Origin of the sequence: Steroidobacter sp. (assembly GCF_036402275.1) — a bacterium.
GTDB lineage: Bacteria > Pseudomonadota > Gammaproteobacteria > Steroidobacterales > Steroidobacteraceae > Steroidobacter.
This window is the reverse complement of record NZ_DASWTF010000041.1, coordinates 310276-326936: the sequence shown is the minus strand read 5'-3', so window position 1 is coordinate 326936 and position 16661 is coordinate 310276. Positions and strand designations below refer to the sequence as shown.

The 16661-nt window shown below is 63.5% G+C and carries 13 protein-coding genes; 12 read left to right on the top strand and 1 reads right to left on the bottom strand.

Going from position 1 to position 16661, the window contains the following annotated elements:
* Positions 1-16: 16 nt before the first annotated feature.
* The gene (locus VGD45_RS26610) at positions 17-1102 is read right to left on the bottom strand and encodes a BMP family ABC transporter substrate-binding protein (protein ID WP_331158412.1); all 1086 of its coding nucleotides are present in this window, start codon (positions 1100-1102) and stop codon (positions 17-19) included.
* 229 nt (positions 1103-1331) lie between these two features.
* On the opposite strand from VGD45_RS26610, the gene uraH reads away from it, so the two are divergent.
* Genes uraH through VGD45_RS26550 form a run of 12 tightly spaced genes read left to right on the top strand, consistent with a single transcriptional unit; the run spans position 1332 to position 16648 of the window.
* Positions 1332-1685, top strand: coding sequence for a hydroxyisourate hydrolase (uraH, locus tag VGD45_RS26605; RefSeq protein WP_331158411.1), 354 nt, complete (start codon positions 1332-1334; stop codon positions 1683-1685).
* Positions 1682-3163 carry a xanthine dehydrogenase small subunit gene (gene xdhA / locus VGD45_RS26600; RefSeq protein ID WP_414717610.1) on the top strand — a complete coding sequence of 494 codons (1482 nt, stop codon included), beginning with the start codon at positions 1682-1684 and terminating at the stop codon, positions 3161-3163. The genes uraH and xdhA overlap by 4 nt, the downstream gene beginning before the upstream one ends.
* A complete protein-coding gene (gene xdhB, locus VGD45_RS26595) occupies positions 3160-5478 on the top strand; it encodes a xanthine dehydrogenase molybdopterin binding subunit (RefSeq protein ID WP_331158409.1) in 2319 nt (772 codons plus the stop codon). The genes xdhA and xdhB overlap by 4 nt, the downstream gene beginning before the upstream one ends.
* Positions 5475-6593, top strand: a complete 1119-nt coding sequence (gene xdhC / locus VGD45_RS26590) for a xanthine dehydrogenase accessory protein XdhC (protein ID WP_331158408.1) — start codon at positions 5475-5477, stop codon at positions 6591-6593. The genes xdhB and xdhC overlap by 4 nt, the downstream gene beginning before the upstream one ends.
* A complete protein-coding gene (locus tag VGD45_RS26585; RefSeq protein WP_349263367.1) occupies positions 6539-8128 on the top strand; it encodes an ABC transporter ATP-binding protein in 1590 nt (529 codons plus the stop codon). Before xdhC ends, VGD45_RS26585 begins: the two co-directional genes overlap by 55 nt.
* Entirely contained in the window at positions 8121-9248 is a 1128-nt protein-coding gene (locus tag VGD45_RS26580; RefSeq protein WP_331158406.1) for an ABC transporter permease, read from the top strand. Before VGD45_RS26585 ends, VGD45_RS26580 begins: the two co-directional genes overlap by 8 nt.
* A complete protein-coding gene (locus VGD45_RS26575; protein ID WP_331158405.1) occupies positions 9245-10171 on the top strand; it encodes an ABC transporter permease in 927 nt (308 codons plus the stop codon). The genes VGD45_RS26580 and VGD45_RS26575 overlap by 4 nt, the downstream gene beginning before the upstream one ends.
* Positions 10171-11367, top strand: a complete 1197-nt coding sequence (locus VGD45_RS26570) for a urate hydroxylase PuuD (RefSeq protein ID WP_331158404.1) — start codon at positions 10171-10173, stop codon at positions 11365-11367. Before VGD45_RS26575 ends, VGD45_RS26570 begins: the two co-directional genes overlap by 1 nt.
* Positions 11351-12679 carry a guanine deaminase gene (guaD, locus tag VGD45_RS26565; protein WP_331158403.1) on the top strand — a complete coding sequence of 443 codons (1329 nt, stop codon included), beginning with the start codon at positions 11351-11353 and terminating at the stop codon, positions 12677-12679. The genes VGD45_RS26570 and guaD overlap by 17 nt, the downstream gene beginning before the upstream one ends.
* A complete protein-coding gene (gene puuE / locus VGD45_RS26560) occupies positions 12672-13619 on the top strand; it encodes an allantoinase PuuE (RefSeq protein ID WP_331158402.1) in 948 nt (315 codons plus the stop codon). The genes guaD and puuE overlap by 8 nt, the downstream gene beginning before the upstream one ends.
* Positions 13616-15352 (top strand): allantoate amidohydrolase, encoded by a 1737-nt coding sequence (locus VGD45_RS26555; RefSeq protein WP_331158401.1) that lies wholly within the window; start codon positions 13616-13618, stop codon positions 15350-15352. Before puuE ends, VGD45_RS26555 begins: the two co-directional genes overlap by 4 nt.
* Entirely contained in the window at positions 15353-16648 is a 1296-nt protein-coding gene (locus tag VGD45_RS26550) for a M20/M25/M40 family metallo-hydrolase (RefSeq protein ID WP_331158400.1), read from the top strand.
* The last annotated feature ends 13 nt before the right edge of the window (positions 16649-16661 follow it).

Genomic DNA, 16661 nt, shown 5'->3' with positions numbered 1-16661 from the left:
GGCCGCGCGAGATCCGCTACTTGGGAATGGAGCCGGCGACGCCATCGACGTACCAGTTCAGCGCCGTCAGCTCGTCGACTGTCAGGGCCTTGCCAGCGGGCACCTTGAGTGCACCGCTGTTGTCCTTCAGCGGACCGGCGAACGGGACCAGCGTGCCGTCGGCGATGGCTTGTTTCTTTTGCTCGAACAGCTGCGCGACATCGGCCGGCACCGCCGGATTCAGTTGGGTAAGCACGATGGCCTTTTCTTTCAATCCCCAGCGCGTGATGCGATTGCCGGTCCAGGTCCCGGCGAGCGCCTGGTTCGCGACCTGCAAGTAATATCGCGACCAGTCTTGCGTGTTCGCAGTCAGATGCGCCTTCGGCCCGTACTTCCGCATGTCCGAATCCCAGCCGAACGCGTACTTGCCCTTCTCTTGCGCGACCTGCACGGCGGCAGGCGAATCGGTGTTCTGGCTGAGCACGTCCGCGCCCTGCGCGATCAATGTCTCGGCCGCCTGGCGCTCCTTGCCCGGGTTGTACCATGCGTCCACCCAGATCACCTTGGTCTGCACCTTGGGATTCACGCTGCGCGCGCCGAGCGTGAAGGCATTGATGTTACGGATCACTTCGGGAATGGGATGCGAGCCGATGAAGCCCAGCGTGTTGGTCCTGGTCATCTTGCCGGCGAGCACGCCCAGCAGGTACGCCCCCTCGTAGAAGCGCACCTCGTACGCCGCCACGTTCGCGGTCGTCTTGTAGCCGGTGGCATGTTCGAAGCGCACCTTGGGAAACTGCTTCGCGACCTTGAGCGTCGACTCCATGAAGCCAAACGAAGTTGTGAATATCAACGAGTTGCCGCCAGCCGCGAGGCGGCGGATGACCCGCTCGGCATCGGCGCCTTCGGCGACGCTCTCCACATACGATGTTTTTATCCGCGACCCGAGCGTCTGCTCCAGCGCCAGGCGCGCCAGATCGTGCTGATAGGTCCAGCCGCCATCGCCAATGGGTCCGACATAAACAAACGCCACTTTCAGCGGCTCGGCGGCGAGCGCCACGTGGCCGACTGACAACAGAGCGAGTCCGAGCCACAGCGCGGCGCACGTGTCGCGCCATCGAGTCATTCGGGAAGCCTTCATCGGTGCGGAGTCCTGCCGGTCTGTTATTACCTGACCACTTGGTCAAGACTACGACACGATTCTTGCATCGTACACAGCAACCATGAGCATGGCCGGAAAAATATTTGCTCGACGCGCAGATCGACGACCACGATGCACCAAAACTTTCTCAGCGCCCCAACCTCATGCACCAGAGTGAATCTTTTGGCGCGTGCTCGAAGCCGGATGTAATGCGATGGGCAGGCTCACCACACATGTTCTGGATACTCACGCCGGCATGGCGGCGGGCGGCGTACGCATCGAGTTGCACACGATCGTGTCTGGCGCGACTCGATCGATCGGCACATATATGACTGCGGACGACGGCCGCGTCACTCACGCCTTGCTGGAGGGCGACGCCTTCCGCCGAGGTCGTTATCAGCTGACCTTTCACATCGGCGAGTACTTTCGCGGTCGCGGCATCCCGCTGCCCGATCCCGCCTTCATCGAAGAAGCCATCGTGCGCATCGGGATAGCCGATGCGAGCCAGCATTATCACGTACCGTTGCTGGTCACGCCGTGGAGCCACTCGGTGTATCGGGGAGGATGACGGTGACTGGGCGCGCCACGGTCCGCTTCGTGCTCGATGAGCAGATCGTCGAGCTCTCCGACGTGCCGCCGACATTGACAGTCCTGGAATATCTGCGCGAGGTCCGCGGCCGCACCGGGACCAAGGAAGGTTGTGCCGAAGGCGACTGCGGCGCCTGCACCGTCGTGCTGGGCGAATTGTCGAGAGATCGATCGCGCATCGACTATCGCGCGATCAACTCCTGTATTCGTTTCCTGCCGACCATCGATGGCAAGGCGCTGGTCACGGTTGAAAGCCTGCAGGCATCCCAATCGCTGCTACATCCGGTGCAACAGGCGCTGGTGGATCATCATGGTTCGCAATGCGGCTTCTGTACGCCGGGATTCGTGATGTCCTTGTTCGGCCTCTATCTGAACGAGGCGGCGCCCTCGCGCGACGCCGTCGTGACCGCACTCGCCGGCAATTTGTGTCGTTGCACGGGCTATAAACCCATCATCGCCGCCGGCTGCGCGATGACCGAGTACCCGGAGCCGGCAGAGTGGAACCGAGCGGATGCTCAGTCGCCCGCTCGCATAGAACGACTTCGCGGCGTCCAATCCGGATCTGCGCTCGCGCTGCCGGGCTTTCACGCTCCGACCACGCTGGATCGACTCGCCGAACTGCTCGAAATCGAGCCGGGCTCCGTGCTGCTCGCGGGCGGAACCGATGTTGGCCTGTGGGTAACGAAGCAACAGCGAGCCCTACCCTCCATCATCTATCTCGGCGCGGTCGCCGAGTTGCAAGAGATTCGGCAGGATGCCGCGGGATTGAGAATCGGCGCCGCCGTCCCGCTCACGGAAGCATGGCGCGCCATCGTCGAGCTTCATCCAGAGTTGCAGGAGCTGGCGCTGCGTTTCGCCTCGCCACCGGTGTGCAACTCCGGCACGCTCTGCGGCAACATTGCCAACGGCTCACCGATCGGCGACGCCATGCCCATCTTGATCGCACTGGATGCGCAGTTGGAGCTGCGACAGGGTCGACGATCGCGCCGGCTGCCGCTGGATGAATTTTATCTGGGGTACCAGCGCAAGGATCTGCGGCCCGGAGAATTCTTGTCCGCGGTAAACATACCGAGCTCGCCAGCCGCGCAACGAATTGCAAGTTATAAAGTCTCCAAGCGCTTCGATCAGGATATCTCGGCGGTCTGCGCGGGCTTTGCGATCAGCCTCGATGATCAGCGTGTCACCGCGGCCCGACTCGCATTCGGCGGCATGGCCGCCACGCCTGCCCGTGCGCGCAAAGCCGAAGCTGCGTTGTTGAATCAGAAGTGGCAGCCGCAGACCGTCGAAGCGGCAGTGCTCGCGCTGAATGAAGACTTCCGGCCGCTGACGGATCTCAGGGCAAGCAGCCACTATCGCTTGCTCGTCGCGGGGCAACTGCTACGACGTTTCTATCGCGAGTCGCAAGGAAACACTGCCGCCTCGCTGCGCCAGATCGCGCCCGTTGCGGAGCTGTCATGAGCGCCCATCTGCTCGCGGCTGACGCTCCTGTTGGTAAGCCGCACCGACACGAGAGCGCACACCTGCACGTCACAGGCCGCGCTCTGTACTGCGACGACATCGCGCTGCCCGCGAACACGTTGCATGCAGCGTTTGGCCTGAGCCAGATCGCTCATGGAAACATTCGCTCGCTGGATCTCGCCGCTGTTCAATCGGCGCCTGGCGTGGTGACCGTGGCGTCGTCGGCGGATATTCCCGGCGAGAACAACTATGGGGGCGTTGTTCACGACGATCCAATCTTCGCCAGCGGCCTCGTGCAGTACGCCGGCCAGCCAATATTCGCGGTCGCGGCCACGTCCTACACGGCAGCGCGCCGGGCCGTGACCAAGGCAGTAGTCGAGTACCAGCCGTTGCCCGCCATTCTCGATATCAGAGCGGCACTCGCAGCGGAATCCTATGTGCTGCCTTCCCAACAGCTCGTTCGCGGCACTCCGCAGAAAGCATTGGCCAGATCGCCCCGCCGGCTGCGCGGCACCGTGGTCATGGGTGGACAGGACCATTTTTATCTGGAAGGTCAGATTGCAATCGCCCTGCCGCAGGAAGACGGCGGCATGTTGATTCACAGCTCGACCCAGCATCCCACCGAGGTCCAACACATCGTCGCCCGCGCGCTGGCGCGTCACGCCAACAGCATCACCGTGCAGTGCCGGCGCATGGGCGGCGGCTTCGGCGGCAAGGAAAGTCAGCCCGCATTGATCGCCGCAGCCGCAGCCGTGCTCGCCCACCGGACGCAGCGCCCGGTGAAGCTGCGCCTGGATCGCGACATCGACATGCTGATGACCGGCAAGCGCCATGATTTTCTCGGCGACTACGAAGTCGGCTTCGACGCGCAGGGCAGGATCCTGGCGTTGCAGCTGATGCTCGCATCTCGCTGCGGATACTCGGCCGATCTGTCGGGCCCCGTGAACGATCGCGCCTTGTGCCACATCGACAATGCGTATTACCTCGAGCATGTCGCTGTGACCTCGCATCGCTGCAAGACCCACACCGTGTCGAATACCGCCTTCCGAGGCTTCGGCGGCCCCCAAGGAATGATGATCATCGAAGCTGTTCTCGACGACATCGCCCGCACGCTGACGCTCGATCCGCTTGCAGTCCGGCGCGCCAACTTCTACGGCACAGTGACGCGCAACGTAACTCATTACGGACAGCGGATCGATGACAACGTCATTCACACGATCGTCGACCAGCTCGCACGCACCGGCCGTTATCACGAGCGGCGCCGGGCGGTCGATGCATGGAACGCGGCCCGTCCGACGATCCGCCGTGGCCTGGCGCTGACGCCGGTGAAGTTCGGCATCTCCTTCAACGCGACGCTGTTCAATCAGGCGGGCGCGCTGGTGAACGTGTACACGGATGGCACCGTGCTGCTGAATCATGGCGGCACGGAGATGGGCCAGGGTCTGCACACCAAGGTCGCGCAAGTCGTCGCCACCGAATTCGGTCTGCCGCTGTCGGCGATCCGGGTGACGGCCACCGACACCTCCAAGGTTCCGAACACATCGGCGACCGCCGCGTCTTCGGGCTCGGATCTCAACGGCATGGCGGCGCAGGCTGCCGCCCAAACGATTCGCGGCCGGCTGGTGGAATGGGCCTATCGAACGGACAGCGTACGTCCGGAGCAGGTGTGTTTTCACGACGGTCATGTTCACATCGGCCCACGACGGGTCGCGTTCGGCGAGTTCGCGCGACAGGCGCATGCCGCCCGTATCTCGCTGTCCGCGACGGGCTACTACCGAACCCCGAGGATTCACTGGGATCGCTCGACATTTCAGGGAAGACCTTTCTTTTACTTCGCGTACGGCGCGGCCATCAGCGAAGTGGCGGTCGATACCGAGACCGGCGAAACACGCCTGTTGCGAGTGGACATCTTGCATGACGTGGGACGCTCCCTGAACCCGGCGATCGACCTTGGCCAGATCGAGGGCGGCTTCCTGCAAGGCGTCGGCTGGTTGACGTCGGAAGAGTTGCGGTGGAGCGACGCAGGCGAATTGCAGACCCACGCACCGTCGACGTACAAAATCCCAACGGCGAGGGACTGGCCGATGGAGACTCACATCGCGCTGCTCGATGCGCCAAATCGCGAGGACACCATTTATCGCGCCAAGGCTGTCGGCGAGCCGCCGTTGATGCTGGCGATCTCGACGTTTCATGCAATTCGAGATGCCATCGCGAGCTGCGGGCCAACGCATCGCCTGCCGAATCTTCCGGCGCCCGCCACGCCTGAAACGGTAGTGCGCGCCATTCAACAGCTGCAGGTCGGAGGCGACGAATGATCGCCGCGCTTACATCTCCGGCGGAGAACCCTGCGTCGATTGGCCAGTGGCTCACGCCTTTGGCGAGCTGGCCGGCCGCTGCAGTCACTGCCGTGCAGGCCACCGGAAGCGTAGTTCGCATCGTGGTCGCATCGACCCGCGGCTCCTCGCCGCGTGCAGCGGGCACCTGCATGCTGGTCGATCGCGAACGCATCGTCGGCACGATCGGCGGGGGCCAATTGGAATGGTCCGCGATTGCCAGCGCACGAAATATGCTCGCCACTCCCGGCGCGGCGGCCGTGCAACTGCGGACCCTGGTCCTGGGGCCGCAGCTTGCTCAGTGTTGCGGCGGAGTCGTCGAGCTTTGGATGGAACGTTACACGAGCGCCGACCTGGCAATGCTCGACTCGGCGGAACGAGCCGCGGCACGTGGGCAAGCGTTTCTGGTAAGCAGACTGACCGGCGCCGTCATCGAACGGCGTGTAAATCGACATCCTGCTCTCGATGAGCATGCACGACGCATGGCTCGCGCCGGCACGCGCCTGGAGTTGGTTCGCGAAAACGACAGCATTTCGCTGCACGAACGACTCGATGAAGATCGGCCTGCCGTTTGGCTGTATGGCGCGGGACACGTCGGCCAGGCTTTGGCTCGCGTGCTGGTGACGCTGCCGATGCGGCTCACATGGATCGACTCACGACCGGAGTTTCTGCCGACGGGGGTGCCGGCTCATATCCTCGTTTCGGAACTGCCCGTCGCGACCGTGCGGACCGCGCCGCCCGGCACGCGCTTTGTAATCATGACGCACAGTCACCAGCTCGACTACGAACTGTGTAAGGCAGTGCTGGAGCGAGGCGATCAAGCATGGGTCGGTGTCATCGGTTCCAGGAGCAAAAGCGCGCGGTTCCGCTCGCGCCTGTGTCGTGACGGTCTCGAACCCGAACACGTTGCGCGGCTCACGTGCCCCATGGGCGTCGACGCCATCGAGAGCAAGGAGCCGGCCGCGATCGCGATATCGGTCGCCGCCCAGCTGTTGCAAACATTGAAACCAGCTCCAACGAGAACCGTAACGGAAGCTCATGAATGCGTCGCGGCGAGCTGCCGTGGCTGCGGGCATCAACCTGGGAACACCCCGTGACCCCTGCGAAAGTTGCATCGCTCGCCCCTCGCCTGGCTCTACACGGCATCAGCAAGCGTTATCCAACGGTCGTGGCCAACGATCGCATCGATCTGACTGTCGCGCCTGGAGAGATTCACGCGTTGCTCGGCGAGAACGGCGCCGGCAAGAGCACGCTGATGAAGATTGTCTACGGCGTCACACGCCCTGACGCTGGCCGTATCGAATGGGAAGGCCGCGCCGTGGATATCCGCAGTCCGGCCGACGCGCGCCGGCTTGGGATCGGCATGGTGTTCCAGCACTTCTCGCTGTTCGAGACCCTGACCGTCGCTGAAAACATTGCCCTGGCGTTGGATGGGCGTACATCTCCCGCCGCGCTCGCGACACGCATTCGGGACGTCTCGGAGAACTATGGCCTGCCCGTCGACCCGCAACGCCTGGTCCACAGCATGTCCGTGGGCGAACGACAGCGAGTCGAAATCGTCCGTTGCCTGCTGCAATCGCCGCGCTTGTTGATCATGGATGAGCCTACCTCCGTGCTCACTCCGCAGGCGGTACAGACATTGTTCGAGACGCTGCGACGGTTGGCGGCGGAACGAGTGAGCATTCTCTATATCAGTCACAAGCTCGATGAAGTACGTGCGCTGTGCGATTCAGCGACGGTGCTCCGAGGCGGCCGGGTGGCCGGAACCGCCGTGCCCCGCGAAGAGACCAACGAGAGCCTGGCGAGACTGATGGTGGGCAGCGAGCTTCGTGAGTGCCGGCGGACGCCGCAACCCGTTGGCGATGTCAGATTGCAGTTGCGCGATCTGACCCTCCGCTCCGTCGACCCCTTCGGCGCCAGCTTGAATGAGATATCGCTGGACGTGCACGCCGGCGAGATCGTCGGCATCGCGGGAGTCTCGGGAAATGGCCAGCGTGAGTTGCTGGCCGCCATTTCCGGTGAGACTCGTGCGCCGCACGCCGCGATCCGGATCTGTGGACGGCACGCGGGGTCGCTGGACCCGGCGCAACGCCGTGCGCTCGGCATGAGCTTCGTCCCCGAGGAGCGGCTGGGCCGCGGCGCCGTGCCCGACATGAGCTTGGCCGACAATGCGTTGTTGACTGCATATCACGCCGGACTCGTGCGCCATGGGCTGGTGCAATCCGAAGCAATAGAAACATTCGCGCGCGACACGATCAGACAATTCGCGGTGAAATGCGGTAGCGAAAGGTCGCTCGCACGCACGCTGTCTGGCGGCAACTTGCAGAAATACATCGTTGGCCGCGAGACGCGACTGGACCCCAAAGTGATGGTCGTCGCCCAGCCCACCTGGGGCGTCGACATTGGAGCGGCGCAATTGATCCGGCAGGCATTGATCGATCTGCGCAACCGCGGCGCGGCCGTGCTGGTCGTTTCCGAAGAGCTGGATGAGCTTTACTCGATCTGCGACCGGCTCGCTGTCATCTCGCGTGGACGGCTGTCGCCAGCGAGAGCCACAGCTGAGTTGCCAGTTTCGACAGTGGGCGTGTGGATGACTGGTGAATTTTCATCGGCGAGCGTCACGCATGAGTAGTGCACGCTGGCCATTCCGCATCGAGCGGCGCGCGGAGCCCTCGACCATGATGAGCATCGCGTCGCCGCTGCTCGCCGCGGCCGCGATGCTGTTGACCGGGGTCATTCTGTTCAGCGCATTGGGCAAGAGTCCGGCGGCGGCATTTCACGTCTTCTTCGTCGAGCCCGTGGCATCCCTCTATGGCGTGGGCGAATTGCTGTTGAAAGCGACGCCGCTGATGCTGTGCGCGCTCGGGCTCGCGGTCGGCTTTCGGGCCAACGTCTGGAACATCGGCGCCGAAGGTCAGTTCATCACCGGGGCATTGGCCGGTGGCGCCGTCGCCCTGTTCGCCGGCGGCCTGGGGATTGTCACGCTCCCGTTGATGCTGCTTGCGGGAGTCGTCGGCGGCATGACATGGGCGGCCATTGCCGCGTTCCTGCGCACGCGCTTTCACACCAGCGAAATCCTCGTAACTTTGATGTTGGTCTATATCGCGCAGCTGTTGCTTTCATACTTCGTGCACGGCCCCTGGCGCGATCCCGCGGGCTTCAATTTCCCGCAATCCGAGGCGTTCGAAGACCATGAGTTGCTGCCCCTTCTGATCGATGGCGCGCGAGTCAACGTCGCGCTGTTGCTCGCACTCGCGTTGGCGGCAGTGTCGTGGTTTTTCGTGAGTCGTACGTTTGCCGGTTATCGCATGCGTGTGGCCGGGCAGGCGCCGGCGGCCGCGGCCTATGCGGGATACAGCGACAAAATTAACGTCTGGCTCGCTTTGCTCATCAGCGGCGGCATGGCGGGCCTTGCAGGCATTTGTGAAGTCGCGGGGCCGGTGGGATTGTTGTCGCCGGGCATTTCGCCGGGTTACGGATTCGCGGCCATCATCGTGGCCTTCGTCGGCCGCCTGCATCCGGCAGGGGTCGTGCTTGCCTCGCTATTGATGTCGGCGCTGTATCTCGGCGGCGAGGCGGCGCAGATCGAGCTGCAACTGCCCGCCCCCGTCACCAGCCTGTTCCAGGGCGTCCTCTTGTTCTATCTGCTGGCCGCCGATCTGTTCATCACATTTCGTCTGCGCCGGGTCGCCAGCGCCCCAGTTGAGCCGGCCACCGCGCCCACGACAGTTCAGGTGAGCACCAGCCAATGAGCTTCGAGCAACTGCTGCCGATTCTCGCAAGCACGGTCACCGCTGCCACACCGCTGGTCATCGCAGCGCTCGGCGTGCTCGTCAGCGAGCGTGCCGGAGTGCTCAATCTCGGCGTGGAAGGCATGATGCTGATGGGTGCGGTGACCGCCTTCGCCATTGGCGTGTCGAGCGGCAGCTTGTTGCTGGGTTATCTCGCCGCAATCGCGGCGGGTGCCGGCATGGCGCTGCTGTTTGCCGTCCTGGTGCTGACGCTGCAGACAAATCAAGTCGCCACCGGCCTGGCGCTCGCCTTGTTCGGGACCGGATTGAGCGCCTTTCTCGGCCGAGATTACGTAGGCACACCCATCGAGCGTTTGCCACCGCTGGAGATTCCGCTGCTCGCCGACATTCCCGTGCTCGGACCGTTGCTGTTCCACTACGACACCGTCGTGTATCTGTCGGCATTGCTGTTCGTCGTGGTCAGCTGGTTCTTATTTCGATCGCGACACGGGCTGCGACTGCGCGCCATCGGTGAAGCACCGGCCGTGGCGCATTCGCTGGGTGAGCCGGTCATTCGCATTCGCTATCTCGCCACCATGTTCGGCGGCGCGATGAGCGGACTGGCCGGCGCATATCTTTCCACCGCACTGACACCGATGTGGGCCGAAGGCATGAGCGCCGGCCGCGGCTGGATCGTGCTCGCGCTGGTCGTATTCGCGACCTGGCGGCCGCTGCGCGTGCTGCTCGGCGCTTATCTGTTCGGCGGCGTCGCAGTGTTGCAGCTGCATGCGCAAGGCTTCGGCGTCACCGTGCCAAGTGAGTTCCTGTCGATGTTGCCGTACCTCGCGACCATCGTCGTGCTGGTGCTCATCTGTCGCGATCCAAAGGCCATTCTGCTGAACCAGCCGGCATCGCTGGGCCGCGGCTTTCATCCGGAGGCGTGATGGACGCCTTCCTCATCGAATGGCTGGCTCTGATCGGCAGGTGGGTGCACCTCATCACCGGCATCGCCTGGATCGGCGCGTCATTCTATTTCGTGTGGCTCGATAACCATTTGCTCGCCCCGGCCGGCAAAAGCCCGGATGGCGTCGGCGGAGAGCTCTGGGCCGTACACGGTGGCGGCTTCTATCACTCACAAAAATATCGCGTCGCGCCCGCGTCGTTGCCAGGCACTCTGCACTGGTTCTATTGGGAAGCCTACTCGACGTGGCTGTCGGGCATGTTCCTGCTGTGCCTGATGTACTACGGGCAAGCGGAGATCTATCTCGTGGATGCGCGGGTGGCGGCGCTATCGAAACCCGCTGCGATCGTCATCGGCCTTGCCTTCCTGGCTGGCACCTGGCTCCTCTACGACGCCTTGTGTCGGTCGCGGCTGGGTCGTGACGATCGCTGGCTCGGCCCGGTGCTCGGCATCGGGCTTGCGATCGAGGCGTATGCCCTGTGTCACATCTTCAGCGGCCGCGGCGCATTCATCCAGTTCGGCGCCGCCCTCGGCACGATCATGGTGGCGAATGTTTTCTTCGTGATCATCCCGGGGCAGCGTGAGTTGGTGAAAGCGAAGATGGCGAACCGCGAGCCCGATCCCGTGCATGGCCTGCGCGGCAAGCAGCGCTCGGTGCACAACACTTACCTCACGCTGCCGGTGCTGTTCACGATGATCAGCAATCACTACGCAATGACTTACGGCGCGCGTCATAACTGGCTGGTGCTGATCGGAATGTGCCTGGCGGGCGCTCTGATTCGCACTTGGTTCGTGGCCCGCCACAAGGCGCATGAGCGAGGTGGCCGCACGCCGGCGTGGCCTGCGGTGTGGGGCGTGCTCAGCATAGTGATCGTTGCGATATCCCTCGTTCCCGCCAGAGGCTCGCCAGGCAACGTTGCGCCCGCGAACTTCGCGCAGATCGAAAGCATAGTCAAAGCGCGGTGTGTGCCGTGCCATTCAGCCGTCCCCACCCAGCCGGGCTTCATGTCACCGCCCAAGGGCATCGAGCTCGACACGCCCCAGCACATCATCGACAACGCCCTCCGCACCCAGCCGCTGCTGATATCGCACACCATGCCGCCAGGCAACCTCACCGGCATGACGGAGGAAGAGCGAGCGGCGCTACTGACGTGGATCGATCATGGCGCACACCGGTGAGCTGAGCGCGCATCGCGCGGCGGTGCTGCAATTTCGCAGCGATCCAGGCGAGAGTGACAGCCCGGACGCCTACGAATACTGGCCGGACGGGTTGCTCATCGTCAGCGGCGAACATGTCGAACGCGTCGGTCCAGCCTCGGAGTTGATCGGCACCCTTCCGGCCGGCGTCTGCGTGCACGAACATCACGATGCCCTGATTTTGCCCGGCTTCATCGACACTCACATTCATTATCCGCAGACCGACGTTATCGCGGCTGCCGGCCGCGATCTGCTCGATTGGCTGGAGCATTACACGTTCCCGGCCGAGCGGCGCTTCGACAACGAGGCGCACGCGAAAAGCTCAGCGGAGTTTTTCCTGGATGAGCTGGCGCGCAACGGCACCACCACGGCGCAGGTGCTCGGCACGGTTCACAAGCTTGCAACGGACGTGTTCTTCGAAGCTGCCGCGAAACGCGGCATACGGATGATCGCGGGCAAGCTCCTCATGGATCGCAACTGTCCCGAATATCTGCGCGACACTCCGGCGGATGGCGAGCGTGACACGCGTGAGCTGATCGAGAAATGGCACGGTCAGGGCAGATTGCACTACGCCATCACGCCGCGCTTCGCGCCCACCTCCTCCAACGAGCAGCTGGCCAGCGCCGGTCGTATCGCGCGTGACCATCCGGATGTGTTCATTCACTCGCACCTCGCGGAGAACGTCGACGAGGTGGCCTGGGTCCACCGGCTGTTTCCGGAAGCGCGCAGCTACCTGGATGTCTATGACCGTTTCGGGCTGTTGCGCGAGCGCGCCACTTACGCACACTGTATCCACCTCGATGCCGCCGATCGACAGCGCATGGCCAGCGCAGGGAGCTCGGCGGCGTTCTGTCCGACCTCCAATTTCTATCTGGGCAGCGGTCTGTTCGATATCGCCGCCGCCGACGCCGCCGCGTTGCAGTTCGCGCTGGCCACCGATGTCGGTGGAGGCACCAGCTTCAGCATGCTTCGAACCATGGCCGAAGCTTATAAAGTCACGCAACTGCTCGGGCAACGGCTGTCGCCGCTGCGAATGTTTTATCTGGCGACACTGGGTGGCGCGCGTGTGCTGGGTCTCCACGATCGGATCGGTCAGCTGTCGCCGGGCGCAGAGGCCGATTTCGTCGTCCTCGATCCTCACGTCACACCGCTCATGAGCCGGCGTTTCAAACAATGCGCGACGCTTGCCGAGCGGTTACTGTTATTTGCCACCTTGGGCGACGAGCGCAACGTGGTCGGAACATACATCGTGGGGAAACGTGTGCACGCCGCGCCCGGAGTCATTCATGCCTGACGCGTACCCCAGAGATCTGATTGGCTACGGCCAGCGGCCTCCGCATCCGCGCTGGCCCAACGATGCTCGCATAGCGCTGCAATTCGTGTTGAATCATGAGGAAGGCGCCGAGAACTGCGTGCTCCACGGCGATCCCGCGTCGGAGACGTTTCTTTCCGAGATCATCGGCGCACAAGCCTTTGCCTCGCGGCACATGAGCATGGAATCCATCTACGAGTACGGCTCGCGCGCCGGACTATGGCGGGTGCTGAGAGCATTCGAGCAACGCAAGCTGCCGCTGACCATCTTCGCGGTCGCAATGGCGCTGCAACGACATCGCGAGGCGGCAGCGGCGTTCAGCGAGCTGGGCCACGAGATCGCCTGCCACGGTCTGAGATGGATCAGCTACCAGCAAGTCGACGAGGCCACCGAGCGAGCACACCTCCACGAAGCCGTGGCCATCATTCGTGATGTTACCGGCGCTGCGCCGCTTGGCTGGTACACCGGTCGCGACAGCCCGAACACACGGCGACTCGTCGTCGAGCATGGCGGCTTTGTCTACGACGCGGATTCCTACGCTGACGACCTTCCCTACTGGACGTGGGTCAACATCGAACGCGACGGCCACGTGCAGGCCGTGCCGCACCTGATCGTGCCCTACACGCTCGATTCCAACGACATGCGATTCGCCGCCGCTCAGGGTTTCAACTCCGGCGCCCAGTTCTACGATTACCTGAAGGACGCGTTCGATACGTTGTACCGCGAAGGCGATCCTGGGGGACTGGACGCACCCAAGATGCTGTCCATCGGCTTGCATAGTCGCATCATCGGCCGCCCAGCGCGCATGGCGTCGCTGGAACGTTTCCTAGACTACGTTTTGAGCCGCGAGCGCGTCTGGATATGCCGGCGCATCGACATCGCCCGTCACTGGATGGCCACGCACCCCGCGCCACAATCATGATCTCACTGGAGCAACTCAACGCCGCTTCCTTGCCAGACTTCGTCACCGCGCTCGCTGGCATTTTCGAATACTCGCCCTGGATCGCCGAACGGGCCGCCGCGGCGCGACCTTTCAGGTCGCGGGTTGCGTTGCATGAGGCAATGTGTGCCGTCATTGCCGCCGCGAGCGCCGACGAGCAACTGAAGCTGATTCGTGCCCATCCCGAGCTGGCCGGTAAGGCCGCGCTTCGCAATGAGCTCACGGCGGAGTCAGGCACAGAGCAGCGCGGCGCGGGCCTCAACTCATGCACGCCGGAGGAGCTCGCGCGGCTGCACGAGCTGAACAAGACTTACTCCGAGCGCTTCGCCTTCCCATTTATCGTGGCGGTCCGCGGCCACACTCCGGCGTCCATCATCCAATGTTTCCTGGAACGGATCGGGCACAGCCCCGCCGTCGAACAGCAAATAGCGCTGCATCAGATTGGTCGCATCGGTGGTTTCAGACTGGCGGACGCCGTCGCTAGCACGCCGGGTGAAGAAATCATGGCCATGATCGACAAACTCGCGCAACACTCCGACAGCCCGGACAACCTCACGTGCGCCTACCTGACTGCTGCGCATCGAGCCGTTGCCGAGCAGTTGCGCGATTGGATGCTCGCTGCCGGCATGAGTGTCGACATCGATGCCGTGGGCAACGTCGTCGGACGACTGCCCTGCGGCCAGGCCGGAGCGAAGACACTCATCACCGGCTCGCACTACGACACCGTCATCGATGCGGGCCGTTACGACGGACGCCTCGGCATCGTGCTGCCCATCGTTTGCGCTCTCGGGCTTCGACAGCAAGGCCGGCAGCTGCCGTTCGACCTGGAAATCGTCGGCTTCGCCGACGAGGAAGGAGTGCGATTCAAATCCACCTTCCTGGGCAGCAGTGCCGTGGCCGGCTGTTTCGACGAGGCGCTGTTGGACCACGTCGATGCCCAGGGAATATCCATGCGGGACGCGCTGCGCGCCGCGGGCTTCGATCCGACGGCAATTCCCGCTTTGGCGCGCAAGCCAGAACATTTGCTCGGCTACGCCGAAGTTCACATCGAGCAAGGTCCCGTGCTACTCAATGAAAACCGCGCGCTCGGTGTGGTGACAGCGATCGCAGGGAGCGTCCGTTATGCCGTCACTGTGACAGGCATGGCCGGGCATGCCGGCACGGTGCCCATGCACGTACGGCGCGATGCGGCCGCGGCTGCGGCGGAAATGGTGTTGGCCGTGGAGAAACTTTGCTCGGCGACGCCCGGACTGGTCGGCACCGTCGGCAAGCTCAGCGTGCCGAACGGCGCCGTGAACGTCATTCCCGGCAGATGCGAATTCACAATCGATCTGCGCGCCGGTGACGATAGCTTGCGGGACGCGACCTCGCGACGAGTGCTGGAAGAGATCGAAAACATCGCAGCCCGGCGAAATGTTGGAGCTGAACCGCGTCTGCTGATGACCGCGGCTGCCGCAGTCTGCTCGCCAAACATGCAAGAACGGCTGGCGCGCAGTATCCAGCGGATCACCGGCGAGGCGGCGCCGCGCCATCTGCCGAGCGGCGCCGGGCATGACGCCATGAAAATGGCGAGTGTCACCGACATCGGCATGCTGTTCGTGCGTTGTGGCAATGAAGGGATCAGTCATCATCCGGCCGAGAGCCTGACGGTGGCGGATGCCGAGCTCGCCGCGCGCGTCTTCATCGATTTTCTCGTCACTTACCAGGATGCCTGAATGTCCGACTCCGCCCGCGCCATGGTGCATGCCTTTCTGGAGCGCGAGTCCCTCCGGCAAGTGGAGTTCCTCGCCGAGCTGGTGCGTGTGCCCAGCGACAATCCTCCCGGCGATTGCACTCCGGCCGCGGAGCGCGCTCGTGAACTGCTGGAAAGCTTGCTCGATCAAAAGGTGGAAACGGACCTCGTGCCCGACGAGATAGTGAAAGCGAACGGCATGATCTCCGCCACCAATCTCATCGTGCGCCGCCGTTTCGGTCGCGGCGGGCCGACCATCGCACTCAATGCACACGGCGATGTCGTTCCTCCCGGTCAAGGTTGGACGCGCGATCCCTACGGCGCGGAGATCGTCGACGATCCCGATCATGGCCTGGTGATGTTCGGCCGCGGCGTGGCGGTCAGTAAATCCGATTTCGCGACTTACACCTGGGCCTTGCTGGCGCTGATCGAGTTGGAAACATACGGCGTGCCGTTGCACGGCACGGTGGAGCTGCATTTCACGTATGACGAGGAGACCGGCGGCGACATCGGACCGAAGCGGCTGATAGAGCAGCAGCTCAGCAAGCCCGATTTAGCGATCTGCGCGGGCTTCTCTTACGCCGTCACCAGCGCGCACAACGGTTGCTTGCATTTTGAGGTAGCGATCAACGGAAAGTCCGGCCATGCGGCGATTCCGTCGACTGGCGTCGACGCGCTCGAGGCGGCGACGGATGTGCTGAAGGCGCTGTATGCGTATCGGGACGAGTTGTCGCAGGAGCACTCCGAAGTTCCCGGGATCGATACGCCGACGCTCAATGTCGGTTTGATTCAAGGCGGCATCAACACCAACGTCGTGCCGGACCGCGTCACGCTGCGTCTCGACCGTCGCATCATTCCCGAAGAGTCGGCCACGGCAGCGGAGGCACGGTTGCGCGCCCTGATCCAGGCGGCAGTCGCCCATCGACCCGCCATCTCGGTGGAAATCGACCGAATACTGCTGGCCGAACCGCTGCTCGAATTACCCGGCGCCGCCCGAATGATCATGGCTCTGCGCACGCACGCCGAAACGGAATTTGGCGTCTCGATTCCGGTGCACGGCGTGCCGCTGTACACCGACGCAAGACATTACTCGACCGCCGGCATTCCCACCGTGCTGTACGGCGCGGGCCCTAAAACGTTACAAGAAGCAAACGGCCACGGCGCGGACGAGTGCCTGCGACTGAGCGATCTGCGCAAAGCAACCGCAGTCGTCGCCCTGGCGCTCGTCGATCTGATGCGGCCGGCTGAGGACACCGGCACCGATCGGTCTCGCGAATGACGCCATCCCGGTC

Excerpts from the sequence above, each read along its gene's own strand:
- VGD45_RS26580 (WP_331158406.1), top strand. The coding sequence starts at position 8,121 with ATGAGTAGTGCACGCTGGCCATTCCGCATCGAGCGGCGCGCGGAGCCC.
- xdhC (WP_331158408.1), top strand. The coding sequence starts at position 5,475 with ATGATCGCCGCGCTTACATCTCCGGCGGAGAACCCTGCGTCGATTGGC.
- xdhA (WP_414717610.1), top strand. The coding sequence starts at position 1,682 with ATGACGGTGACTGGGCGCGCCACGGTCCGCTTCGTGCTCGATGAGCAG.
- VGD45_RS26555 (WP_331158401.1), top strand. The coding sequence starts at position 13,616 with ATGATCTCACTGGAGCAACTCAACGCCGCTTCCTTGCCAGACTTCGTC.
- xdhB (WP_331158409.1), top strand. The coding sequence starts at position 3,160 with ATGAGCGCCCATCTGCTCGCGGCTGACGCTCCTGTTGGTAAGCCGCAC.
- VGD45_RS26570 (WP_331158404.1), top strand. The coding sequence starts at position 10,171 with ATGGACGCCTTCCTCATCGAATGGCTGGCTCTGATCGGCAGGTGGGTG.
- guaD (WP_331158403.1), top strand. The coding sequence starts at position 11,351 with ATGGCGCACACCGGTGAGCTGAGCGCGCATCGCGCGGCGGTGCTGCAA.
- VGD45_RS26585 (WP_349263367.1), top strand. The coding sequence starts at position 6,539 with ATGCGTCGCGGCGAGCTGCCGTGGCTGCGGGCATCAACCTGGGAACAC.
- uraH (WP_331158411.1), top strand. The coding sequence starts at position 1,332 with ATGGGCAGGCTCACCACACATGTTCTGGATACTCACGCCGGCATGGCG.
- VGD45_RS26610 (WP_331158412.1), bottom strand. The coding sequence starts at position 1,102 with ATGACTCGATGGCGCGACACGTGCGCCGCGCTGTGGCTCGGACTCGCT.
- VGD45_RS26575 (WP_331158405.1), top strand. The coding sequence starts at position 9,245 with ATGAGCTTCGAGCAACTGCTGCCGATTCTCGCAAGCACGGTCACCGCT.
- puuE (WP_331158402.1), top strand. The coding sequence starts at position 12,672 with ATGCCTGACGCGTACCCCAGAGATCTGATTGGCTACGGCCAGCGGCCT.
- VGD45_RS26550 (WP_331158400.1), top strand. The coding sequence starts at position 15,353 with ATGTCCGACTCCGCCCGCGCCATGGTGCATGCCTTTCTGGAGCGCGAG.